This is a genomic window from Bacillus sp. FSL M8-0077, from assembly GCF_038050255.1.
GTDB lineage: Bacteria > Bacillota > Bacilli > Bacillales > Bacillaceae > Bacillus > Bacillus altitudinis.
Map to the genome: position 1 here is coordinate 3584904 of NZ_JBBPAF010000001.1, position 22369 is coordinate 3607272.

Annotated in this window: 29 protein-coding genes and 1 tRNA gene; 9 read left to right on the forward strand and 21 right to left on the reverse strand. The window is 37.3% G+C overall.

Translation table 11 applies throughout. From position 1 onward, the window contains the following. Positions 1-8: 8 nt before the first annotated feature. The 8 genes from NST57_RS18535 to pta form a co-directional block, all read right to left on the reverse strand. Positions 9-287 (reverse strand): YwqI/YxiC family protein, encoded by a 279-nt coding sequence (locus NST57_RS18535; protein ID WP_008343583.1) that lies wholly within the window; start codon positions 285-287, stop codon positions 9-11. A gap of 4 nt (positions 288-291) precedes the next feature. After that, complete coding sequence (locus NST57_RS18540) at positions 292-690, reverse strand: YwqH-like family protein (protein WP_113746884.1); 399 nt, start codon at positions 688-690, stop codon at positions 292-294. A 170-nt stretch (positions 691-860) separates the two neighbouring features. Then, positions 861-1127, reverse strand: coding sequence for a hypothetical protein (locus tag NST57_RS18545; RefSeq protein WP_008343586.1), 267 nt, complete (start codon positions 1125-1127; stop codon positions 861-863). 13 nt (positions 1128-1140) lie between these two features. After that, a complete protein-coding gene (locus NST57_RS18550) occupies positions 1141-2475 on the reverse strand; it encodes a TRAP transporter large permease subunit (protein ID WP_341299041.1) in 1335 nt (444 codons plus the stop codon). Positions 2476-2518: 43 nt separating this feature from the next. Further along, positions 2519-3397 (reverse strand): prephenate dehydrogenase/arogenate dehydrogenase family protein, encoded by an 879-nt coding sequence (locus NST57_RS18555; protein WP_065461263.1) that lies wholly within the window; start codon positions 3395-3397, stop codon positions 2519-2521. A gap of 11 nt (positions 3398-3408) precedes the next feature. Continuing rightward, a complete protein-coding gene (locus tag NST57_RS18560; RefSeq protein ID WP_079919313.1) occupies positions 3409-4080 on the reverse strand; it encodes an RraA family protein in 672 nt (223 codons plus the stop codon). A 142-nt stretch (positions 4081-4222) separates the two neighbouring features. Next, positions 4223-5074 (reverse strand): MurR/RpiR family transcriptional regulator, encoded by an 852-nt coding sequence (locus NST57_RS18565; RefSeq protein WP_099496916.1) that lies wholly within the window; start codon positions 5072-5074, stop codon positions 4223-4225. A gap of 136 nt (positions 5075-5210) precedes the next feature. Next, on the reverse strand, positions 5211-6182 hold the full coding sequence (pta, locus tag NST57_RS18570; protein ID WP_008343597.1) for a phosphate acetyltransferase: 972 nt from the start codon (positions 6180-6182) through the stop codon (positions 5211-5213). 239 nt (positions 6183-6421) lie between these two features. Here pta and hemQ point away from each other — a divergent pair, with 239 nt between their 5' ends. Then, positions 6422-7192, forward strand: coding sequence for a hydrogen peroxide-dependent heme synthase (hemQ, locus tag NST57_RS18575; RefSeq protein ID WP_046526757.1), 771 nt, complete (start codon positions 6422-6424; stop codon positions 7190-7192). Positions 7193-7964: 772 nt separating this feature from the next. Here hemQ and NST57_RS18580 read toward each other — a convergent pair. Further along, positions 7965-9115, reverse strand: a protein-coding gene (locus NST57_RS18580; RefSeq protein WP_142152928.1) for an IS3 family transposase whose coding sequence is annotated in 2 segments (ribosomal slippage) — positions 7965-8842 and positions 8842-9115 — 1152 coding nt in all. Because the reading frame shifts where the segments join, the coding sequence is not laid out codon by codon here. A gap of 447 nt (positions 9116-9562) precedes the next feature. On the opposite strand from NST57_RS18580, the gene NST57_RS18585 reads away from it, so the two are divergent. Next, positions 9563-9994 carry a YesK-like family protein gene (locus NST57_RS18585; RefSeq protein ID WP_243824652.1) on the forward strand — a complete coding sequence of 144 codons (432 nt, stop codon included), beginning with the start codon at positions 9563-9565 and terminating at the stop codon, positions 9992-9994. Between the two features lie 22 nt (positions 9995-10016). Here NST57_RS18585 and NST57_RS18590 read toward each other — a convergent pair whose 3' ends face one another. From NST57_RS18590 to NST57_RS18600, 3 genes are all read right to left on the reverse strand, one after another. Next, positions 10017-10784, reverse strand: a complete 768-nt coding sequence (locus tag NST57_RS18590) for a hypothetical protein (RefSeq protein WP_243824653.1) — start codon at positions 10782-10784, stop codon at positions 10017-10019. A gap of 96 nt (positions 10785-10880) precedes the next feature. Further along, positions 10881-11114 (reverse strand): hypothetical protein, encoded by a 234-nt coding sequence (locus NST57_RS18595; protein WP_243824654.1) that lies wholly within the window; start codon positions 11112-11114, stop codon positions 10881-10883. Position 11115: 1 nt separating this feature from the next. Then, positions 11116-11685 (reverse strand): sigma-70 family RNA polymerase sigma factor, encoded by a 570-nt coding sequence (locus NST57_RS18600; RefSeq protein ID WP_099728832.1) that lies wholly within the window; start codon positions 11683-11685, stop codon positions 11116-11118. Positions 11686-11882: 197 nt separating this feature from the next. On the opposite strand from NST57_RS18600, the gene NST57_RS18605 reads away from it, so the two are divergent. The 3 genes from NST57_RS18605 (at position 11883) to NST57_RS18615 (ending at position 12439) form a co-directional block, all read left to right on the forward strand. Continuing rightward, positions 11883-11953 (forward strand) — tRNA-Cys (locus NST57_RS18605). A 28-nt stretch (positions 11954-11981) separates the two neighbouring features. Continuing rightward, on the forward strand, positions 11982-12233 hold the full coding sequence (locus NST57_RS18610) for a glutaredoxin family protein (RefSeq protein ID WP_180275573.1): 252 nt from the start codon (positions 11982-11984) through the stop codon (positions 12231-12233). Between the two features lie 2 nt (positions 12234-12235). Next, entirely contained in the window at positions 12236-12439 is a 204-nt protein-coding gene (locus tag NST57_RS18615) for a hypothetical protein (protein ID WP_099728834.1), read from the forward strand. A gap of 79 nt (positions 12440-12518) precedes the next feature. On the opposite strand, the gene NST57_RS18620 is transcribed toward NST57_RS18615, so the two are convergent. The 5 genes from NST57_RS18620 to NST57_RS18640 form a co-directional block, all read right to left on the reverse strand. Then, positions 12519-13184 (reverse strand): restriction endonuclease, encoded by a 666-nt coding sequence (locus NST57_RS18620; protein WP_243824655.1) that lies wholly within the window; start codon positions 13182-13184, stop codon positions 12519-12521. A 527-nt stretch (positions 13185-13711) separates the two neighbouring features. Then, the gene (locus NST57_RS18625) at positions 13712-13981 is read right to left on the reverse strand and encodes a hypothetical protein (protein WP_341299042.1); all 270 of its coding nucleotides are present in this window, start codon (positions 13979-13981) and stop codon (positions 13712-13714) included. 62 nt (positions 13982-14043) lie between these two features. Then, on the reverse strand, positions 14044-14301 hold the full coding sequence (locus NST57_RS18630) for a hypothetical protein (RefSeq protein WP_243824657.1): 258 nt from the start codon (positions 14299-14301) through the stop codon (positions 14044-14046). An 895-nt stretch (positions 14302-15196) separates the two neighbouring features. Continuing rightward, the gene (locus NST57_RS18635; protein WP_243824658.1) at positions 15197-15466 is read right to left on the reverse strand and encodes a hypothetical protein; all 270 of its coding nucleotides are present in this window, start codon (positions 15464-15466) and stop codon (positions 15197-15199) included. Positions 15467-15505: 39 nt separating this feature from the next. Continuing rightward, complete coding sequence (locus NST57_RS18640) at positions 15506-15709, reverse strand: helix-turn-helix transcriptional regulator (RefSeq protein WP_257213957.1); 204 nt, start codon at positions 15707-15709, stop codon at positions 15506-15508. Positions 15710-15867: 158 nt separating this feature from the next. On the opposite strand from NST57_RS18640, the gene NST57_RS20415 reads away from it, so the two are divergent. Then, positions 15868-16107: a helix-turn-helix domain-containing protein gene (locus NST57_RS20415; protein ID WP_424924004.1), complete on the forward strand. Its 240-nt coding sequence runs from the start codon at positions 15868-15870 to the stop codon at positions 16105-16107. A 218-nt stretch (positions 16108-16325) separates the two neighbouring features. Here NST57_RS20415 and NST57_RS18645 read toward each other — a convergent pair whose 3' ends face one another. The 3 genes from NST57_RS18645 to NST57_RS18655 are packed head-to-tail and all read right to left on the reverse strand — an operon-like array spanning position 16326 to position 19237. Beyond that, positions 16326-16904: a response regulator transcription factor gene (locus NST57_RS18645; protein ID WP_309219292.1), complete on the reverse strand. Its 579-nt coding sequence runs from the start codon at positions 16902-16904 to the stop codon at positions 16326-16328. Further along, a complete protein-coding gene (locus tag NST57_RS18650; protein WP_341299043.1) occupies positions 16897-18264 on the reverse strand; it encodes a sensor histidine kinase in 1368 nt (455 codons plus the stop codon). The genes NST57_RS18645 and NST57_RS18650 overlap by 8 nt, the downstream gene beginning before the upstream one ends. Positions 18265-18268: 4 nt before the next feature. Next, complete coding sequence (locus NST57_RS18655; protein ID WP_243824662.1) at positions 18269-19237, reverse strand: alpha/beta hydrolase family protein; 969 nt, start codon at positions 19235-19237, stop codon at positions 18269-18271. Positions 19238-19542: 305 nt separating this feature from the next. On the opposite strand from NST57_RS18655, the gene NST57_RS18660 reads away from it, so the two are divergent. Then, positions 19543-19740, forward strand: a complete 198-nt coding sequence (locus NST57_RS18660) for a hypothetical protein (RefSeq protein ID WP_243824663.1) — start codon at positions 19543-19545, stop codon at positions 19738-19740. A 15-nt stretch (positions 19741-19755) separates the two neighbouring features. On the opposite strand, the gene NST57_RS18665 is transcribed toward NST57_RS18660, so the two are convergent. Next, positions 19756-20235, reverse strand: coding sequence for an Lrp/AsnC family transcriptional regulator (locus NST57_RS18665; RefSeq protein ID WP_046344710.1), 480 nt, complete (start codon positions 20233-20235; stop codon positions 19756-19758). A 145-nt stretch (positions 20236-20380) separates the two neighbouring features. On the opposite strand from NST57_RS18665, the gene NST57_RS18670 reads away from it, so the two are divergent. Both NST57_RS18670 and NST57_RS18675 read left to right on the forward strand, forming a co-directional pair. Then, positions 20381-21613 carry an MFS transporter gene (locus NST57_RS18670; protein ID WP_039963017.1) on the forward strand — a complete coding sequence of 411 codons (1233 nt, stop codon included), beginning with the start codon at positions 20381-20383 and terminating at the stop codon, positions 21611-21613. 149 nt (positions 21614-21762) lie between these two features. Then, complete coding sequence (locus tag NST57_RS18675) at positions 21763-22368, forward strand: bacilysin biosynthesis protein BacA (RefSeq protein ID WP_041091369.1); 606 nt, start codon at positions 21763-21765, stop codon at positions 22366-22368. Position 22369 lies beyond the last annotated feature (1 nt).

Below are 22369 nucleotides of genomic sequence, written 5' to 3' on the forward strand. Positions count from 1 at the left end.
GTTCTCCTTTATTTTCTTTTACTGCTGGAAGCAAGCGCCTTGTCCGTTTCGATCATGGTGTTCACCGCTTGTTCTGTTTGTACAAGTTGTTTCTGAAGAATGTCTATATAGGATGTACTTAATTCGTTCAGCTGCTGATTGATTTTTTCTAATGTGTCTGCCGTCAGGAGCTGATTTCTTCCTTTGATGGTTGTTGGAAGTGTTGCATTCATTTGAGCGCCTGATTGTTTTGCATGCTGTAATACTCGTTTGACCTGACTGGCATCTATTTTAATTTCTCTGCTCATGTGACTACCCTCTTTTTTCTTCCAGTTGTTTCTGTTTTTCTTTCTCTATTTTTCTTTCAACCGAATGAATTTCATGTTCTAATGAATGGATCTCTGATTTTAAGTCGCTGATTTTCTCATCAATTCGATTCAATAGATTGGTCAGCTGTACACTTTTTATCTCTTGACTGGCGGATGCCATCTCGTCTCGAATGTCATCAAACGTATCTGCGAGATGGCCAAACCATGTATGTGATGTCAGATCTGGATGAGTCATTTTCTTGTTAGCATCTGCCAGAGCAGACTTTGCCTCTTTCACTTCTTTTCGGCATATGCTCAGTTCTATGATTTGTTCTTTTTTTATGGATATGTCTGCCTTTAACGAATACAAGGCTGTTGTATAACCGATGATAGCTCCAGACATCGTCAAACACCTCTATTCCTCAAATAGTCCTCCGTTATGTTACCATTTACTAGCACAAGAGGCATATGATTGAAAACGAATTCACTAAAAAATGAATCGTATGTATTGGGTTTTTATACCTAATTCACATAAAAAAGCTGAATCCTTCGATAGGATCCAGCTTTTGATGGTTATTTTAAAGTTTCAGTGACCGATGCTGAGTCATGATCGTTACATGCAGCGTCTTTCTTCTCAGGGATATAATGGAGTGAAAACCCGACAAGGCTAAAAAAGGCACTTAACACCAGTGTTGGGTTTTTAAATAGGTTCGTACTAGCAATGATCATATCTCCCTTTTGCAAGAGTATTCCTAGTATTTGACCGAATACCAACAACGTTCCTGACGTTAGAAATAGGACAAGCAGCACTTTAAATAAGAATTCCATCAATACTCTCATCTGTTTCTCCTTTCTATACGGGAAGTATCTCCATTCCAATGAGCCAGCCAATGCCAACGATCGGAAGCATATAATAGAGGATCAGTGGGATAAAGGTTTTTTCTGGTCTGGCCCCTGCAAGACCAGAAGCGATAAATATGGACCCTGATGCAGGCGGGGAAGCGCCTTCAGTTGATGAAAAAGCAAGAATGGCAACTACAGCCACAACTGGGTCCACTCCAACTGAGATTAAAGCTGAAAATGAGACAAGCCCAACTGCTGTTAATGTCGCTGTTGAAGATAGAGGGCCCGCCACCAGTGTGACAAGAACACCCACAATGAGCACCATGAGCCATTTCGGAATGGCAAGTACTGATGTGATTTGCGTCAAATCATCTGCGAGCCCTAATTCTGCAAGCACTTGACTAGCAGCCACTGCAAACAGCATCAAGGCTCCGATCGTTGTAAACTTAGGAATAGCCGACTTGAAAAACTGAGACCAATCAAGTGCAGACGCCTTTTTTCTTCCAATTGTTAGACTAATTAATATCATGAGAATCGGAATCCACGTAATTAAAGAAATTTGATCCATTGCCTCCGGTCCGATGTTTGGATTACTTTTTAAGTAGTTTGCCAACGGACCAATGGTGATCATGATAGGAATCAAGGCACCGAAAAAAATAAAGATCGACTTCCACCCTTGTTTCACAGCTTCCCAGAAAGGAAGAATATCATCTGGCGGCATGGCCTGAATTTTATTCTTTTTCACCAGAAGATACACCAAAATAAATCGGTATACGACTTGATACAGTCCTCCTATTAGAAGGGCAATATATAAATCTCCCTCAGATACAAGGGCGGCAACCGGGGCAAACCCAAGCATGATAAACATGGAAGAGTTCGGAGGCAGTGCCGCTCCAAGTCCGCCATTTCCTGCTAGAATCGTGGCCGTATGGGTCCGGCTCCACCCGGATTTAATCATCCAAGAGGCGGTGATAGAGCCAGTCGCAGCTGTGTTTGCAGAATTTGAACCTGAAAGAGCGCCTAACACTGCTGAACCTAACGTACTCATATAAGCCGCTCCACCAGGAAGTTTGCCTACAACCGAATTTAGGATTCGTAAGAGTGCATGAATTAATTCCAACTTTTCGATTAAATAGGCCATGAATACAAATGCGACAGCTGCATAAAGCACCTCATATGTGGATGCAAAGATTAAACCATCCCAGAAAAGTCTTAACGCATCCCATCCGCCAAATAATGTGGTCGCAATAAAGCCTAATAGCATGGCTTCTCCCATATTCCGTTTCACCATAACATTCCATATAATGATGACAGCTATGAACACAATCAACGCAATAAAACCCATATCGTTTCTTCGCCTCCCCTTCATTAAATAAAACGCTTACAATTTATTCCCCTTGCTGCATCACGTCAATGACTTCTTCCCAGCTAGCAGGTTTTACCCCGTCAAATCGTTCAGCAAAGTGAAAGTCTGCTAATCTCTCAAGCTTCTGTTGTGCTGCCCGAGACATACTGGCATCAATCTCTGCTTCATCTAGCATTTCAATAGAGCCAAGCAGCTCAACCGCCCGTCTTTTTGCATGCAATGCACTCCCTGTCACAAGACGGTTCATGGTCTCTTCAAAACTTTTGCTATCGATTGTATCGCTTAGTGAAGAAATCACTTGATGTTCCACATTATATTTTTTGGAAATTTCCAAAAATTCAATCAAGAGACCGACAATCCCCTTCATATAAATGCTTCTGATTAGCTTTAGTGCCGAAGCATCTCCTGGCTGGTCACTAATTTTTGTGATATTCATGCCATAGGCATTCATTACTTTCATAAATTGGTCAACTCCACTGCCGCTTGCCGTGATCGGAACTTTGTGTTTGTTGATTGGAAGAGGCCCTAGCATGGCGGCATCTACAAATAGAGCTTCTTGTTTTTCAATTTCGTTTGCTACTTGTTTTTTGATGTCTGGTGTTGATGCCGATACATCTACATATAATTGATTCTTTTTCAAACTTCCCGATACGGATTGTGCCACTTCTAAGGTTTTATTCGCTGGCACAGCTGCAATCACAAGATCAGATTTCTCAATGACTTCGCTAATACTGCTCGTTAATTGAACGCCTGTTTGCGATGCTTTTTCTTTCAATGAGCCAGCTAATTTCTCATTTTTTAATAGGACATCATACGCATAAAATTGATTTAATCCTTCTGTTTTCAATCCCGTTGACAGCTCATATGCTGCTTCTCCATATCCGATAAAGCCTATCCTCATCACAGATTCCCCTATCCTTGAAATTTTTTCATTCTGCCTTCCAGCCATGCCGGTGCTAAGAGACTGATGTCCTGCTTTCCTTCGTCCACATACTGTTGAATCGTTTTTAATCTCTGATGTTCATACGCTTGTTTCTCTTCCGCTAGTGTCAGCAGGTGTTCCGCCTTTTCCTTTGGAACGATGACGACTCCATCATCGTCAGCAATGACTAGATCACCTGGTGCTACTTTGACACCGCCGCACGAGATGGTTTGATTCAATTCCCCAGGACCATCTTTAAAAGGTCCGTTTGGCATAAATCCCTTGCTGTAGATTGGAAAAGCCAGCTCCTCTAAAGAGAGTTTGTCGCGAACAAGCCCGTCAATCACGATTCCTTCTATTCCTACAGCCTTTGCTGAATGTGCCATCAATTCCCCTAAATAGGCATGACCCTTATGGTCTTTTCCATCAACAATCAGTACATCTCCTTCTTTAGCAGAGTAGATCGCTTGATGAAGAAATAAATTATCCCCTGGCCGTAAGCTAACAGTAAAAGCTGTGCCGACTACATTCATGCCTTTCGCAACTGGTTTGATTTGATGATCCATCGCGCCGGTGCATCCCATTACGTCTGACAGCAAGGTCGAGTTAAGCTTTTTTGCCCTAGCGATAAGATCATTTGACACGAAATGAACAGTACTCATTGTTTCCATCATCCCCTTTGAGTTATATTCATTACACTTATTTTTATTAAAGTAATATTTATTACTTTTGTGATATGATCATACCACCTCATTTTCAATTAGTAAAGCGCTTTCAAAAAATAAAAAAATGAGTTCCACACGACTAATGTGTTGTGTGGTAACTCATTTTCGTTAACATATGATTGATTTGATCTAAACGTGGTTTTGTTCTTTCAGGATCATTCATCGCTAAGGCACTTAAAATGTAATCGACGATAAAGATAGCAGATACGACAGAGTTATGAGAGCCTACACTTGCTGAGGAACATGGTAATACATATTGTGCATATTTGGTTAATGGAGAGCTGTAGCTGTCTGTGATTAAAAGCACATCCACCCCATAAGACTTCGCTACTTCGAGCAAGTCCTTCATGCGTTTTGCATAACGCGGATAGCTGACCGCTATAATGAAATCACTAGAGTTGAAATGAACCAAATCATCCACCCAGTCGCTTTTGTCTGCATCAATGTATTGGCAATTCCCCAATAACCGATTGATTCCGAGTGACAGATACTCACCAACAGGTCTTCCACTTCGAACACTTGTACACAAAACGTGGCGTGCGCTGGCTATTTTCCCAACAATCTGCTGAAAGGTTTCTTCCGTGATATTGTCTAGTGCATACTGGATATTTTGAAATTGCAGTTCTACATGGTCATGCAGGAGCTTATTCTTATTTGAATGCTTGAGATTCGCTTCAAGTCTCGTTTGAGGGTCGGCTTTATGTTTCATAGCTGATTGAAGCTCTTTTTGGAATTCAGAAAAACCGGAATACCCCACAGCAGCAGAGAATCGCATGATCGTTGCTGTACTCGTCCCGACTTTTGACGCCAATTTATCGACAGTTAAAAAAGCGACTTCCATTGGATTTTGTACGATATAATCTGCAATTCTCCTCTGCGCATCGGTTAAAAATGCGACCTTATGCTGAAGTTTATATATTAAATCCTCCATTATAGCACCTGCCTATCCTATCGGCTTTATCTACGATTCGTGTTTTCTTTTCACCCTTTATTGTACACATTTGGACAAAATAAAAAAACAGCCAGCACGAATCTATCGTACTGACTGCTCTAGTCGAGATGCTATTTTATAGTGCTTGAGCTGCTGTAATAAGCGCAAGATTATAAACGTCTTCGGCATTACAGCCTCTTGATAGATCGTTTACAGGCTGATTTAGACCTTGCAGGATCGGACCTACAGCTTCAAAGTTACCTAAGCGCTGGGCAATTTTGTAGCCAATGTTTCCAGCTTCGAGGCTAGGGAAAACAAATACGCTAGCATCGCCTTTGATGACGGAATCTGGTGCTTTTTTCGCTGCCACTGAAGGAACGAAAGCTGCATCGAATTGGAACTCCCCATCAAGAACAAGCTCAGGTGCTTTTTCTTTTGCAATGCGAACCGCTTCAGACACTTTGTCTGTTTCGTCTGATTTTGCTGAGCCTTTTGTTGAGAAGCTAAGCATTGCTACACGTGGTTCGATGTCAAACATTTTTGCTGTGTTTGCACTTTCGATCGCAATTTCAGCAAGATCTTGGCTGTCTGGTGCAATGTTGATCGCACAATCAGCAAACACATATTGCTCTTCGCCACGAGCCATAATGAAGACGCCAGAAGTTTTCTTTACGCCTTCTTTTGTTTTAATGATTTGAAGTGCTGGGCGTACTGTATCAGCAGTTGAGTGTGCTGCTCCGCTTACAAGGCCGTCTGCAAGACCTTTATACACAAGCATTGTACCGAAGTAGTTTTCATCAAGTAATGCTTTTCTCGCTTGCTCTTCTGTCGCTTTGCCTTTACGTCTTTCGACGAAAGCTTGTACAAGATCTTCAAAACCTTCATATGTATGAGGATCATACACGTCAACACCATCAAGTGTAAGCCCTAATTCTTTTGCTTTTGCTTCTACTTCTTCTTTCTTACCTACAACAATTGGCTGCAATACTTTGCCATCTGCTAGTTTTTGAACGGCTGTTAGAATGCGTTCGTCCATTCCCTCAGGAAAAACGATCTTAACTCCTTTACCTGCAACCTTTTCCTGAACTGTTGAAAAAATATCTGCCACTTCAATACCCTCCTTGATTTTACAAAAAAAGCGTTCTCTTTTAAGCATACTCTTCTTCTACATAAATTCAAACTACCAACTTACATTATAGCGCTTACAATTTAAATTCTTATTTTTCAAACTAATTAAATCAATTTCTAGAAAAGCGTTTTCGTCGTTCAAGTTTTGATCACATCTTCATTTGGACAAACTATGTTATAGTTGGAACAGATGGAAAACTGTAAATAGGAGTGAAAGAAATGAGCGAACAACATACAACAAATGAAGCAGCTCAAACACTAGATGGCTGGTATGCGCTGCATGATTTTAGAACGATCGACTGGACGGCTTGGAAGCTACTGACAAGCGATGAGCGTCAAGCCATCATTCATGAGTTCACAGGTCTATTAGAAAAATGGAAAACAGCCGAGCACAATCAGGCTGGAAGCCAAACAATCTATAGTATTGTCGGCCAAAAAGCAGATATTATGCTCATGATTTTACGTCCGACCATGGAAGAACTAGGTGAAATTGAACTTGAATTCAACAAGACACGACTAGCAGAGTTTACGATTCCAGCTTATTCTTACGTGTCAGTTGTTGAACTCAGCAACTACTTAGCAGGAGGCGGAGATGGCGGAGACCCTTACGAGAACCCACATGTACGTGCGCGCCTCTATCCAGAGCTTCCTTCTTCTCAATATGTCTGTTTCTATCCAATGGATAAAAGACGTTCTGGCAATGACAACTGGTACATGCTTTCAATGGATGAGCGTAAATCCCTTATGAGAAGCCATGGCTTAATTGGCAGAAGCTATGCTGGGAAAGTAAAACAGATCATTACAGGTTCTGTTGGCTTTGATGATTATGAGTGGGGCGTCACTCTTTTCGCTGACGATGTGCTTCAATTTAAAAAATTGGTTTACGAAATGCGATTTGATGAAGTGAGTGCACGTTACGGCGAGTTTGGTTCCTTCTTTGTTGGAAACCGATTAGCAAACGAGCAACTAGCGTCTTATTTCCATGTATGATAAACTCTTAAGGCTTCGGATCTTTCCGAAGCTTTTTTATGTATTTGTTTAGAAAGGTGATCTCATCATGAAAAACTTCCCCATCGCTATTTTTGCGTTAACGCTCGGTGCGTTTTCGATTGGCATGACTGAATTTGTCAATTAGGCTTCTTCATTGGCTCTCTTAAAGATCCCTTTTCTTAAATTAAGACACAAAATTAGTTAATCCAATGGGAAGGTCGATGTATATGAGAGGGTAATGCTATTTTTACATCACCTTTAAACGAATTAATTTTCGTTTGGGTCAAATATACTGGTGGATAGAAATTAATATCTCGCAAATCTACACCGATAAACTTTTCCTATGTTCTTTAAACAAGAACATTAACAATTTGTTGGAAAAATTCTTTCCTATTTATGCTATGATAAACTATACATAAAATTTGGAAAGAAGGTTTAGCTTTTGGAATGGTAAAGATGCCCTAGGTGCAATAGTAATCGTGTCGGGAAAAGGGGAAGAAACGCAGGTTGCCTAGCAATATTAATCATGTTATTTATTTCTTTTTTCATCTCATATGTCATAACAAATTTATTGTTCTTTTCTATTTTTTTAATAAGGATTGGATTGTTTGTCATCATATTTATTTACTTGATCAAACTACGAGAAAAGATATTCGGTTACTTGTACTGTAAAGACTGCGAGCTAGCCTTTAAGCCGCGGAGGAACTCTAACGAAAAAACACTCTCAAAAACGGGACTGACCCCCGTTTTTGAGACAGGAATCAAAACACCTTTATACAGCCAATTGCCGATAGTTTATCGGTGATTGGTTGTTTAGTTTCGTTTGAATACGAATGTTGTTATAATAATAAATGTATTCTTTGACAGTGCGTTCTACGATGTTGGTCGTAGTGCGGTCAATCCTGTTAAGATAGAACGTTTCAGACTTTAGTGAGGAATGAAACGATTCGATGGAGGCATTATCAGCGGGCGTCCCTTTACGGGACATGCTCATGGTAATGCCTTTTATATGAACAGCTTTCTGATACTCGTAAGATGTATACACAGAACCTTGATCGCTATGTAACACGCAATTCTCAGGCAGTGCTGGGAGCTGATTAAGTGTGTTTAAGATAAAGTCTGTGTCCTGCTTATCACCAATCGTAAAAGCAATCACTTCTCCATTATATAAATCCAATATACTGGAAAGGTACAATTGTTTCTGTCCATAAGGCAAATACGTGATGTCCGTTACTAGTTTTTCAAGAGGGCGATCAGACTGAAAATTCCGATCCAGTATATTACCGGCCACGGCATAGGGCTGCCCATTCTTCTTACGCTTTTTCATTTTAACCCGGCATTGCCACTGGTTTTTCTGCATGATACGTTGAACAGTTTTATGGTTAATACGCATTCTCCTTTTTAGTATGGCTGTGATTTTTCGATAACCATATCGATATTTGTGCTTTCGGCACAACGTGCCGATTTGTTTCTCTAGTTGTCTTTTAGAATGATTCTGAGTCAGATCCTTTTTCCATCTATAGTACGAAGTGCGTGAGATGCCTAAATGGACACAGATGTCCTGTACTGTCATCGTTTTGCACAATTCTTCTACCAGTTTGATTGACGTTTCCTTATCAACTTCCTTTCCAATTCGTTGTACTTTTTTAAAACTTCATTCTGTTGACTCAAATAGCGATTTTCTGCCTGCAGTCTCTCTAATTCGGAAGAGTACTCGGGACCCTTTCCATAGGTATATTGTTTTCCAACAGGCTGTTCGAACCGGTGTGTATCCCCAGCCTTATGCCACCTCACCCATGTCTGAACCTGCGTCTTATTCTTGATATTCAATTTCTGCATGATCTCTTTCATAGGTACGCCTGCCAATCTCATTTCCACAGCCTTCTGTTTGACTTCAACCGGATAACTCACTCTTGTCCCCATATAAAAAACACCTCCATGTTTTATTTCGGATCACAACGATCCGTTTTCAAACTTGAAGGTGTTTTTTATTTGTCTCATCTTATGGGGGTCAGTTCCGTCCCAACCTGGGAGTGTTTTTTTCTCGAAAAATACTCTCGTGATTTTTAAGAAGGAATACAGCAGATATTGAGGGTTTAGGAAGTACCAAATTTATTTTCTTTTCTCTTTGAACAGCTTTTTGGGTCTTGACATGTAACATCCGATAATAAAGATTATTTAAATTGGAAAAGAAAGTGAATGGATTTTCCTCTTATTTTCAGCCCTTAGTATGTTCTTTTTCATTAACAATTCGTACCAATCACAGATCATATTAGAAAAAATAGGCTTGTTACTTTTCCGACAAACAACCCTCTCATTTTATTTTCACTATCGCAGACCCAATAGGAAATTTAAAGATTTTATGTTTAAATGAGTAACGAGAATCACCATAAAGACAACAATGAAGTATTAGAAATAAAAAAACGATTTATCGCCTCGGTGGTAAACAAACAAAATCAGTGGTACGATATTGAAGAGATACATAAATATTCATCAGGGTTCTTTATCATTTCTTTCAAGGAGGCAAGAAAAATGTCATTCTGGCTACTTACAACTATCCTTACAGTTATTATATTTGGCATTTCTCTAATATTTAAAAAAAGAAATTCTTCTTTTCAGTATGGATTTCCAGCAGCTTTAATGATGGTAAGCATCATCTTATTAATCATAAGCTTTTTTGTCGGAAGATGGGAAGGCTTAGGGTTAGGAGCGATCAGCGTTTCTTTGTTAATTTCATCTGTTATCGCTCTAATTATTACCAGCATTTCTGGATTTTTTAAAAGTGAACAAAAAAATGCCTAGCTTGAATAGCTAGGCATTTCTTCTAACAACCTTTTGGTCCGAAATACAGTCTGATTGCAAATGTAGCCCAAGTGATTTCGTTTCTCACACACTTGATAAGCATTGAATCACATTTACAATTTTTTGTTTTACTACCGTAACAACGATCATGTAACACGCAGCAGCTATCTGTATAGTTAATTGGCTTTTTACCTCCATGTTTCAGCCCATAACCACAGTTTCCTCCGCAATGTTGATATCCTCCAGGTAAACATCCATTGGAAGTCCACCAGGCTTTAGTGATAGCTACACCTTTTTTCTCTTTAGGTTCAGCGTAATTTTCTGTATCTTGCGGGACGTAATTAGGATCATCCGGCAAAGGCTCGGTTATATCTGGTAATTCTGTATCAGGATAATCAGTGTGAATAGAATCAATTTCAAGTTCGCCTTCAGAAGTAAATGAAATCCCTAGTAGATGACGTGAGTCAACTTTATCAGGTGTTAAAACTTGACCTTGTAATTTGAAACTCTCAGGTACATCGAGATCTTTAAGTTCACGGTAAACAATTCGTGCTGTTTTGCTTTCGTTGCCGAGAACGATTTGACTAGCTGAAACAACATAGTCTTTTTCTAATTCGATATCTCCTTTATATCCGTATTCAATAAGCAACTGTTCCTTTGTTAAATCATCATCACCTAGAAGATCATTAATCGCCTCTAGTAACTCCTCAAATTTACTAGATTTAATTGCACGTTCTTTAAATTCCTCTAGTTCTTTACCTTGCAAATAAATGCCATTGATTGTTTGCAAATACTCCAACTCCTCTTAATTTTATAAGTGGTATCACCACCGTTATCTATAAAGTGAATTGGATATGTCAAAAGTACATTCCCCTTTTTAAAAAATTCAAATATTCTTTTGTGCTTCTTTTTGTATCGCAAACTCCCAAAAGCCTGGTACCTCCTGATCGTTTATGAAATTGAATCTATCGAGTAACTTTAGCTTAATATCTTGTTCAAAGTCTTCTCTCTCCTGATATGAAACATTGTATAGACATTTTTTGATAAGGGGATTTAACATTTGTAATAATTCTTCTTGTTCAATTTGAGTTATGTTTTCATGTTTACCAAAAGAGTCCATTTCAGTCCTCCTGATTTTTAAGACTAATAGTGCTTTTTAATCTGTTGAGACTTCTCTTATGAATGTTATTGATATTTTGTTTTGAATCTCCTAAAAAAGTTGCTATGTCTTGAAGGGTTAAGCCTTCTAAATACATTAAGTTCAATACTTTTTTTTGCTTCTTATTTAATCTGGTATAAGCTCGGTATAACGTTGGATCTGTAATGCATTCTGTTAAATTTACACAAGAAGTTGTAAAGGGCTCTTCTACGGGATCTGGAATTGTCTCAGTTCGTGTAGTTTTTTCATCCTCATTATTTAAAGGAGCATCTAATGTAAGTAAGTAACGCTGCTTAATCTTTCGATCTTTTTTATCAAAATCAATTGAAGATATCCTAATCATGGTGCTGAAATATTTAAGCATTCTTGCCTTTTTATAAAACACTTTGAACTTTCTATCTAACAATAAATGATTTTGTTCATTTGGATTTTCAGTCACCTCTTGAAATAATTGTTGATTTTGGGGATCAGCAAGAAAACGTTTTACAATCGGCTCATTTAAAAAATCGAAATTTAATAAAGTTTGACTCAAAAAAATCACCTCTATTTTTATAATGAATTCAACCCACAAAAAGTAAACGGTTCAATAAACGTTATGGAACATATGTTCTATTTTATGTGAATTTATCACCACTTTCAATAATCTTTATAGTAAATTTAAGGTAAATTTAAATAATCTATAATGGACCGTTTACTTTCAATCTATTAGATGCATTAGTTTACTTAAATGGCAGCATAGCCAAGGGGTAAGGCAAAGGTCTGCAAAACCTTTATCATCGGTTCAAATCCGATTGCTGCCTTTTAGAAATAAATAAAAGGAGAATGATTATGAATACAAAAGTCGTTATTTATACAGCTGAAGGTTGTAGTTTTTGTATCAAACAGAAGGAATGGCTAGATAACCATTCGATTGAATATAAAGAAAAGAAAGTAGAATTTGAAAAAAACAGACAAGAGTTATTAGAGAAAAAAGTATTAGGTGTACCTTATACAATTATTAAGATTGAAGATGAACCAAATGAAATTACGGTAGCCGGTTTTAAATTAAATAAGTTAGAGAGTCTTTTACTGGAGGATTAAAAATGGAACAGTTTGAGCGCTCACTAAAGCATTATTCTCATTTGAAACAAGAGTTAATAAAAACAGCACAAAAGCTTAACTCGTGTGAATCTGAAGAAAAAGAGATGTATCAAGAGATTGCTCTTTGCTATAGTAAACATCTAAAAAAAATGAATAAACTTTTAGAAGAAAAGTATGGATTGAATCTATGTTCTATCGAAACATAAAACACCCCCATTCTCATAGAGATGGGGGTTTTCATTTGAATAGCAACAGACATTGATACTCATAAAGTCAGAAAGAAAATCACAGTATTGACTTTGTATGTGAGCATTTGGGATACGTTGTGCAACCATAAAATGAACGGCCAGAATGCCCATTCTTTTTACTAACCATTTGAGCTCCACAAACACACTTGATCGGTTTTGCCTTTATTTTCTGTTTGAATTCACCAGTTGTCATGCTCAATAATAAATTGAGTGCTGTCATTAGTTCAATGAGTTTGTATCTATCCAAAAGCTTAACATTATTGCTTTCAGCCAGTTCTCGCGCACCTTTTGTATAAAAGTTGTTCGTGATTACCCAGAACTCTTCAGCCTTATAGTGATTTTGGGCGGCCACTATTTCCTGAATCGCTTTTATACCGACCTTAGCTTTTTGACGCTTTGCTCGCACTACGATCTTTGCTCCTGATTTTTTTATGATAAGATCAGCCCCAAAATTCTTCCTTTCAGATGTCACCTGAACCTTATAATCATTGGCCCTAAACATATATGCCAGGTATTGCTCAAACTGAAAACCATCCATATAGTCAATATCCTTAATGCCGGACTTTACGAATCTGCTCTTGTTTTTGTTTTTTGAAAGATAGCTTGCAACATAATAACAAACACCTATCATTACGATTACTGCAAATACAATAAACAATACATTCCAGGTGTTAGGTAGTTTCAATAAGATATTTGTCCTCACCAAAATTGACTCCTCCTATTGTAAAGAAAGAAAAAACCTCCTAAATAGGAGGCTATCTTTGCTCAGCAAATTCCACTCTTTTTTTTCAATGCTATAGACTATCGATTGACTCCAAGCTTTACCCTTGCTTGACTTTAGTTTCATTTTTACAGTAAACCCATTGAGTAATTTGGCTGCTTCCTTTGGCGAAACTTTTTTCTATCCCAATTTCTCTAAGTTGTTTTTAAACAAAAACTATAAGCCTTACAATTTTCAAGAATAGGTTTTCCGCAATGTTTACATGTTGGTATTACTTCTCATTCAACACTTATTGTCTTTACGTTGTTCTTAATGGCAGAACAAGTTTTATTAAAAAAATGCTTCAATTCCATGTAAAAGTCTTCTTTCGTCATTTTGCCCGCTTCAACTTCCGACAGCAATGACTATAGATATGCTGTTACATACACCTTCGTAAGTAGATAATCATCCGGCATTATCTGAATTAATCTCTACCCACCTGCGTAGAAAATAACTTGTTATCCTTTCGCTCAATGTAACCACGTTTGATTAGCGCTCAATGATAGAATCGTGCGTTGCCACCGTATCGCTTCTTTCAGGGCACGTTTCAATTTTTTCTTCTCTTCATCATCTATTAAGAACTTAGCTGCATTATCATAAGAGATGGGCTCTTTATATTTAGCACTAGTGAGGCGTTTTATAGAAGGTTGGAAACAAAAAGCCTGAGCACCATCAACTCTAAAACCCCCTACAACAGATCCACCATATGAAATAGCCCCTTTATATTGGTGAAGCTGCATACGCAGTATTTTTCTTGAAAAAGATTGAATAAAAAAGATAGTTAAAATGCAATACTTTCAATCTATTCTTCAATAACTAATTCTTGATTTTTTTCACCATGATTAATCAATTTTTCAAACGAAGCCTTCTCCCTTTTTCCATTGACTATCATGTACAATACTTTCCCATCCATTTCTAAATAGCCCTCATTATTAACCCCAAATGTTTCTATCCCCCTGGCTGTATAATTAGTGGTTGGGTTATCATTTGTGGTTAGCATTAAAGAAGCAATAACAATTAAACTTAAAACAATCAATAAACGCCTTAATAATAATTTCATATACGTATCCTCACCCTTTTTAATAAAAAAAGAGTATTCCTTTTTAAGAAATACTCTTTTTTCTTGCTATTTATTTAGTTCACCCGTATGTCACGTCAAGTTCACCTTCACCGTTACCACTATTATTTTTAATATTGCCACCACCAGTTCTTTTACCGTTAGAGGTAGAATTTATTAGGCTATTTTTTTGGAGTCTCTTTTTTACAAATAAGACTTTTTTGGGCTATTTGAACTAGAACTAATATTGTTAATTTTCTTGTTGGAATATTTTGATTTAAGTGATCTAGAAACATTGGAATTCTTATTAGATTTATTTGAACTGTATCCATTTTGGACTTTCTTATTGCTGCTAGGAGTTTGTTCTTCGGTTTTACTAGTAACGCCTTGATTACTTTTCTCATTGCTAGTCACAATTTTTTCTGTTCAACTTTAGTTTTTGTTTTGACATAATTTTTTTCAAGTTTCACTAGTTTCTTTGCATTTCTTTAATTCTGGATTTTTAATTTTGCTGATCTCCATTTTAGCAAGATCAATATCCTTTTGAGAATTCACTCCAGCTTTTATTGCTTTTTTCTAAGAATGTATGCAGTAATAAAAGACTATAGATGTTACAATTAAATATGGAAACCAACTTAAAATACATTATACGTTACAAGAAATGTAACTTCCATATTTATTCGTATTATCTCTTTTTATAATGTTGGTTTTTGGCATGTACCAACAACCTTGGATTTCCTATCATAAATAGAAAACCTCAGTCACGAATTGGATCACAAGTGGATTTTAAGCTTCTCCCCACTAACTAGATGAATCGTATAGTTAACTTGGTTGGTGATCTTCGACCAAGCACCACGCATAATTTTTTTTCAAGGAACATTCTAATAATCATTACAGTTTAACTTGCTTTATAACTAACTGATCTTGACCTGCCAACCTTAACCAGTTCACTATTTCTATTCTTGCGTTTAGCAAGAACTTTGCCTTCAATTGTTCTTACTGTTCTTATATCATAATAAATTTCATGAAATCTTAAGATTTGATTATTATGGACATTTTGAACAAATAAACTTGATTTCAGAACATAAATCTCTTTATTAAAGGTCTTAATTGTCACTGCATTAGCAAGATCAACAAATTCAAATCTTACCATTTTTTCTTCTGACATTTTTTGTGCCTGCCTCATATTTGATGTTGCACCACCGTTTTATAAATTTTCTGTTAAATCCTCTATCTTTATTCCTAATGTTTGCGAGATTTTCATCATCACAGCAAGAGAGGATTTATTATAGTCTCCATTCTCAATCTTAGAGATGGTTGCTTGTGAAACCCCGGATACTGCTGCCAACTGAAACTGCGTCCACCCTTTTTCTTTTCTCTTTTCTTTAACGATGTTCTTTATGGTTTTCACCTCCTTAAGATTATTATTCCACTTTAGGAATTGCTTTTAACACTTTTATTCCTTAATGAATATTCATAAGAAATTATAATATCTCACCTTTTTCTGCTATTATTTAAATAAAAAACAAGCATTGGTGCGTGGATATTATGAACGAATTATGAAATGAAATGGGAAGAAATATTCTCAATCGCAGGCAAGCGTTAAAGGTATCACCCACTGAACTCTCTAGCCTTTCAGGAGTCTCCCAATCCTCTATAAGTAAAATTGAAAGGGGTACTTCCTCTCCAAACATCGAGACACTGATTAAAATTTGCAAAGCTTTAAATATTACATTGTATGAAGTTCTGCCTAAAGCTCTCTTCCCTGAAATTGATGATCGTGCCCAGAATAATGGAAATATTACGTAATTACTTAATCAAATGTCAGGTGGCGAAATAGAGTCTATTCAATCATTTTTGTCAACTAATGTTCTTTCATATATGAATAATATTGCCCCTTCATACAATCCTTCAACGAATTAAGTGATATGGAACGTGACTTATTAAGGGGATTTTTAAATTCGATTACGAATATTACTTTACAAGATGATAAAACAAAAAGGGAGGGTTAATTTTATACCCCCCCTTTATTTAAGTTTCTTCTTTATCGTCTTCAACTGTTTTTTTATTGTTTCGACCGATTTAAACAAATGTTCTGCGATCTGCCCTCTTGTTAACCCTTTTTCTTTTAATTTATAAACCTCTCTTTCGGCCGGAGTTAATATGCTGGCTTTTCTCTCTATACGCAGTTCATTAATCAACAGGCTTGAAACATCTGCATTTAATGTAACCTTATCTATAAAAGCTTCTCTGATAAATTTTGGGATATTTTTGTACGATGACTTGTTAATGTAATTCATGGCCCCATGGTCAAATGAATCTAGAATGATTGCAGGCTCTTCCCAGGAAGTAAGCATGATGATCTTCTGGAAACCTCTTTCAACCAACTCTTTTGATAAATCTAAACCGCCTAATTCCTCATCTTCAGATAAAGTTAAATCCATAAGTATAATATCAATTTCATGATTCTCCAGCTGCAGGGCTTCACTTTTTGTGAAAGCTTTTTTTACAACAACCATATCTTTTTCTTTCGAAATTAAGTCGCTAATACCCTTCATCCACACTGGATCATCCTCAACAATCATTACCTTGATCCTATTATCCATAGCTTTCACCAACAATTTCTTTTTTCGAATTTGAACTTGATTTTAAGTTGATAACTCTGTTTCTAGGAATAGTTAAGGTTATAGTTGTTCCCTCTCCTAGTTGGCTATTTACTTTTATGCTGCCGTTGTGTTTTGTCATGACGTTATAACAATATGTTAAGCCAAGACCAAAATTTCCAACCTTCTTTTTTGTAGAGAAAAACGGATCCAACATTTTGGCCTGCATTTCTTTATTAACGCCCTTTCCATTATCAGCGACATCAATATGTAATTTACGACGCAACTGGTAGACTCTGATCTTTATCTGCTTATTATTCCCCATTGCTTCCATCGCATTTTTCATTAAATTTAATAATGTTTCTTGCAAGTGAATAGGATCTGCATAGATATTCGCATCCACTTCAAATAATTTCTTTAATTGTACAGTGCTGATCTGTGGCTGAAGTAGTTCAACACTTGAATTAACAAGATCTATAATATTAAATTCTGTTTCTTTTAATTCCATAATATCAAGTTTACTTTGAATACGGCTCGACAACTCAAACAAGTGGTTGGCTGATTTAAGAATCATATCAACTGATTCCTGATTTCCCCCAATTTTTGACCCTTTCAGGTCATTTGCAAGAAGATCTATTTTGGCTACTTCATTTTTTATTGAATGATTTAATAAGGCAGTACCAGATGTTACTGCCTTCATGGTGAAGTCTCTTCTTTGTTTTTCAAACTTTACCTGTACTCCCAGGAAGCCATATTTGATTATAAAATAAACAAATAATACAAAAGCAATAGCTATGACCCAAGGGTTTAGCATCCACACACCAAATATCCCAAAGGCTTCTAAAATTATATTGGTGAATACCGCAAATAATAGTGTTGGAACAACAACTAGACATGTATAAACCTTTTGTCTTTTGCTTGTTATACTCTTTTCTGTATATGCTGCATAAACCATCAAACCTATTGAAATAAAGACATATGGTACGACCCATAAAGAGAGAAATACATGATGTGTTTGCCATTGAGGAAATTCCGTAAAGTAAATCTGCATAATGATTACGGGTATGAACAAAATTATTTTCCAAATGAAACTTCGCTTTTTATTTTTGATTATTTCTGAGAACACAAGGCCGAAAATCATAATTGCATATGCTGTTCCATAGTGTCCTAGCGACGATGTAATGTAATGGATTAGCTGTAGATAGCTAGATGAACCATCCAAGTAATACGACAAAATTACACTTAAACCACCAAAACCACCAAAAAACCCAATAAAGCTGCCCCATCTTGTTTTTTCATTTTCAGGATAAGTAAGAAACAAAACTAAACTCATGGCCCACAACAATGCAGTTAGGATGAACATCATTTTATTTCTTTAGCCTACTTTCAATAAATTGAAGTGTGTCAGCTGCTATTCTATTTCTAGATAGAACAATTCCAGCATGCCCACAACTGTATACGTACCTTTTAGGTTGATTCCAACTATTCCACAGAGTATCAGCATCGTTTATGTCAATATACATGTCATATTTTCCTGATATTAAGAGTACATTTTCTTTGTCTACGAAAAGTTTTGCTTTACTAGGATTCATAATATCCCAAGCTTTGTCGAGTTCTTCATACGTTGTCCCATGTTCCTCCAGATCTCTTCGTATATACTTCCCAGGAAGAGTGTTCCAGATGGAATGCGCAATATTATTCGCATAAAAAGCTGATACAACAATATTCACGTCTTTCTCGACTGTTGCTAATAAGTTTGTTAGCCATCCTCCTAAACTAATACCAACTACGATTATTTCCCCACCTTCATTTTCCTTGATCCATTTAATCAGCCCTCTAAGTTCAACAATAGCTTGCTGGGAGGATTGCACTGTTCGACTTATATTGGCGCTAATCATGTGTTCACCAGAATATGTTGAATTTTGTGGTTCCCTATCGAAATGATAAGGCAGCGTGTAGTAATACATATTCCAATCATAATTTTTAACAATTTTATCGTGGAAAATCTTCTTGATTCTGTCGTATGAATCCATTCTCCATCCATGTACAAAGATTACATTGGGTTTGTGCTTTGACTCTTTTCGTAAAAACACTTCCCCAGAAACCTTGTCATTCTTATCTTCACCAGATTTGATGCTTGAATTAAAGGAAAATATTCCACTTTCTAAGTTTGCTGTATGGTTGTTGATGTGAAATTGTAAATCAATAGGCTGAGCACTAAAAAAACGATCCCTGTTACCTACGTCTATAGGCAAATGATTATAGTGACTTTCTTTGCTTCTTGTTCTGTGCATATCCATTAATGCTGCGTAATCTATTACTTTTAAAAGCTTCAAAAGAATTAACTCCTTTAATTTCAAATTATTAATATACGAATATTTTAGCATAAAAAGGTTATTTTTTTGGAAACAAATTAAATAACTAAATTGATGAATGAAAGCTAATTAGTAAGCCAATGAAGTGTGATAAACAATAAAAAGACAAAAAATAAAAAAATCTAAAAGACTTTGTCGATGCATATATATCAATAGGTTGAGAGATTTTAAAGATTAATATAAATCCACAATCAACGTCACATCAGCAATAATACCTTATTAACAATTCACCTTTTTATAAATACATTTAGCCTGTTTAAGATATTTTGAAATACAGAATTTTATTTTCTATATATGCCCTCAGTCATTCTGCCTTTAATATTGGAAATGCCGGCGGTGCAGCGCTTGGCGGTCTTGCTATTGAAATCACGCTTGTCCCGCTCTTTGCGGCAGGTGTGACATTCATTGGATTGATCATTACGATCATGAGCTATCAGTCAGATAAACGAATCAAAAGGACCTGAGGGCAGGTCCTTTTTCTATTTCACCACTGTCATTTCTGGCTCTTCTATTTGTTTCACACGTTCCTGAATGGGATGGGTAAAGGAATGCTCTGACAAGACAATATGGGAGACCGTTTTTGTAAAGCCAGACACATCTTGAATAAACGCTTCAATTTCTTCAAGTGAGGCGACAGACAACTTAATGAAAAAACAGGACTGTCCTGCCACTCGATAAGCAAAGAACGCACGTGGATGCTGGTTCATAAATGTCACAAAACGCTGATACTCCCCATTTAATACGGTGACTTCCAGTAAACAGTCTATCATCAGACCCAGCTTTTTATAATTGACTTGAACAGAATACCCTTCGATAATCCCTGCATCCTCTAGTTTTCGCACTCTTTCTGCTACCGCAGGTGCTGATAAATTCACTCGTTTGGACAATTCCCTCATTGATAAGCGGGCATCTTCTCTCAATTCGTTTAAAATATGCACATCCACATCGGTGATTTTCATTCGTTACGCTCCTATCCCAAAATCGTTCCATTTGAAAAGTATTTTATGATGATACTTATGATACGAAATGTAAAATAAAACTAAATAATGGTAGAATTTATTTTAACGGAATTGAATGAAAAAGCAAGTATGGAGGGATCACTTGATGAAAGAATCTTTAGACAGCCAGGCTTCTAAAACATTTCCCATCACACTTGCCATTGCACTCACACTTGGCGTTTTTGCGGCGGGATCGGAGGAACTGGTGATTTCACCACTGCTGCCTGATTTATCAAACTCCTTTCAGCACTCTCTTGATGTTCTGGCTCTTTCCATCAGCATTTATGGGTTAGCTGTGCTGGTTGGAGCTCCGCTACTCGTTCCTTTAGGGGACCGATATTCAAGAGAGCTGTGTTTGATAATTGGGCTGTCTTTCTTTTTAATTGGAACAGTGATGTGTGCTGCTGCCCCAAATTTGGCAGTGTTTTTTGCAGGCCGTGCTATTTCAGGGCTGGCGACAGGTGTATTTGTGCCAACAGCCTATGCTCTTGTGGGCGACCGGGTTCCATACGAATACCGCGGCAAAGTGATGGGACTCATTGTATCGAGCTGGTCTCTTTCTCTTGTCCTTGGTGTGCCCATTGGCGCCTTTATCGGCCAGAGTTTAAACTGGCGCTGGACGTTTTGGATCTTCGCTATGATGAGTCTCATTGTCCTGCTGCTCGTCATCCTTGAATCAAGAAAACAAGTCAGAGCAGCTGATCCGAAGGCACCTCAAGCTAGAGAGACAACAGGCTCTTTATGGGGAGCTTTGAAAATTGATCGTGTGCCTGCCTATTTGACTGTGACGTTTTGCAATATGCTTGGATTTTACGGCATGTACTCGTTTTTAGGTGCTTATCTGCAAAGTCTGTTTGATGGCGGACAATCAACAGCTGGACTTCTTATTATGGCTTATGGCGTCGGCTTTTCTATGAGTATGTTTACTGGAAAATTAGCAGACTGGTTCGGTAAAACCCGTTCCCTTGTCTTCGTGCTGGGTGGAATTGCGCTTGTTCTAGCCTTGCTTCCTTATGCGCCATTCTCGTGGATGTTGCTGATTTTCGCCCTATTTATTTGGGGTGCAATGCAAAGCTTATCTGTCACGCTTCTAAGCACCGTTCTAAGCGACTGCTCTCAAACCCATCGCGGGAAAGTGATGGCTTTTTACAGCCTGGCCTCCAACCTTGCTGTTATGCTCGGTTCCGCACTGATGGGACCCGTTTATGTCCATTTCGGATATCATACGGTAGGTCTTGTCTGTGCATTGATCACACTTGTTGGTTTTATCATCAGCTTCGGCAGCTATAAACGAGAACGTGCCTTACAGAAAAAACAGCCAACTACACTTGAAACGTAAGCACATTTCACTGCACATCTCGATATGTGCAGTTTTTTAGATCAATTTTTAATATCATCGTATATTACATTTTTTATAAAATTTGTTGACAATTGCCAATTTTAAATTTTATAATCTAGTAAAAATTTGAAAAAGATTGGATGGTAAACATGATCCTAAAGAATGATGATGTGTTTCATTTCAAAGAAGAGCCAAGCCCTTCACCCAAGATGTTTACAGTCAACACACTAGGCCCTAAGGGGACAAGCAGTGAATACGCAGCAAAACATTTCATCTCTCAATCCACCACTACACTCGGCACTCATACGAAACTATCCCTTTATGACACATTCGAAACTTGCATTGAACATACTCTCTCTCAACCACTTCAATTTACTCTCGTTCCACACGCATATGAAGGCATCAAACACTTCTACATGAGACCAGATCTACAGCTTTTACAAATTTTCAGATGTGACACGCCCATGTATGGTTTGGCTGTCAGACCTGATTTCCCATTCCATGAACAAATGCTCCACCATTTAAAAATTGTCTCACATCCTGCACCTGTCAATTTAATTCAATATTTCATTCACCAAAATGCTGAATTTGAACTTGTTAATTCTACAAGTACTGCCGCGCAGAAAGTAAGGGACGGCGAATTTGATTTTGCTTTAACGAATGAGGTGGCAAGAGCCACATATGGCCTCATCTTCATTCGAACGTTTAAAAGTATACCCATGAGCTGGTCCATATTCGGAAAAGGAGAGATGTAAG

Coding starts and splice junctions, on each gene's coding strand:
- NST57_RS18630 (WP_243824657.1), bottom strand. CDS start 14,301: ATGAAATTATTATTAAGGCGTTTATTGATTGTTTTAAGTTTAATTGTT.
- NST57_RS18560 (WP_079919313.1), bottom strand. CDS start 4,080: ATGAGTACTGTTCATTTCGTGTCAAATGATCTTATCGCTAGGGCAAAA.
- NST57_RS18585 (WP_243824652.1), top strand. CDS start 9,563: ATGAGTAACGAGAATCACCATAAAGACAACAATGAAGTATTAGAAATA.
- NST57_RS18565 (WP_099496916.1), bottom strand. CDS start 5,074: ATGGAGGATTTAATATATAAACTTCAGCATAAGGTCGCATTTTTAACC.
- NST57_RS18555 (WP_065461263.1), bottom strand. CDS start 3,397: ATGAGGATAGGCTTTATCGGATATGGAGAAGCAGCATATGAGCTGTCA.
- NST57_RS18615 (WP_099728834.1), top strand. CDS start 12,236: ATGGAACAGTTTGAGCGCTCACTAAAGCATTATTCTCATTTGAAACAA.
- NST57_RS18625 (WP_341299042.1), bottom strand. CDS start 13,981: ATGCAGCTTCACCAATATAAAGGGGCTATTTCATATGGTGGATCTGTT.
- NST57_RS18540 (WP_113746884.1), bottom strand. CDS start 690: ATGTCTGGAGCTATCATCGGTTATACAACAGCCTTGTATTCGTTAAAG.
- NST57_RS20415 (WP_424924004.1), top strand. CDS start 15,868: ATGGGAAGAAATATTCTCAATCGCAGGCAAGCGTTAAAGGTATCACCC.
- NST57_RS18595 (WP_243824654.1), bottom strand. CDS start 11,114: ATGGACTCTTTTGGTAAACATGAAAACATAACTCAAATTGAACAAGAA.
- NST57_RS18670 (WP_039963017.1), top strand. CDS start 20,381: ATGAAAGAATCTTTAGACAGCCAGGCTTCTAAAACATTTCCCATCACA.
- hemQ (WP_046526757.1), top strand. CDS start 6,422: ATGAGCGAACAACATACAACAAATGAAGCAGCTCAAACACTAGATGGC.
- NST57_RS18550 (WP_341299041.1), bottom strand. CDS start 2,475: ATGGGTTTTATTGCGTTGATTGTGTTCATAGCTGTCATCATTATATGG.
- NST57_RS18535 (WP_008343583.1), bottom strand. CDS start 287: ATGAGCAGAGAAATTAAAATAGATGCCAGTCAGGTCAAACGAGTATTA.
- NST57_RS18645 (WP_309219292.1), bottom strand. CDS start 16,904: ATGGATAATAGGATCAAGGTAATGATTGTTGAGGATGATCCAGTGTGG.
- NST57_RS18650 (WP_341299043.1), bottom strand. CDS start 18,264: ATGTTCATCCTAACTGCATTGTTGTGGGCCATGAGTTTAGTTTTGTTT.
- NST57_RS18635 (WP_243824658.1), bottom strand. CDS start 15,466: ATGTCAGAAGAAAAAATGGTAAGATTTGAATTTGTTGATCTTGCTAAT.
- NST57_RS18545 (WP_008343586.1), bottom strand. CDS start 1,127: ATGAGAGTATTGATGGAATTCTTATTTAAAGTGCTGCTTGTCCTATTT.
- NST57_RS18675 (WP_041091369.1), top strand. CDS start 21,763: ATGATCCTAAAGAATGATGATGTGTTTCATTTCAAAGAAGAGCCAAGC.
- NST57_RS18665 (WP_046344710.1), bottom strand. CDS start 20,235: ATGAAAATCACCGATGTGGATGTGCATATTTTAAACGAATTGAGAGAA.
- NST57_RS18610 (WP_180275573.1), top strand. CDS start 11,982: ATGAATACAAAAGTCGTTATTTATACAGCTGAAGGTTGTAGTTTTTGT.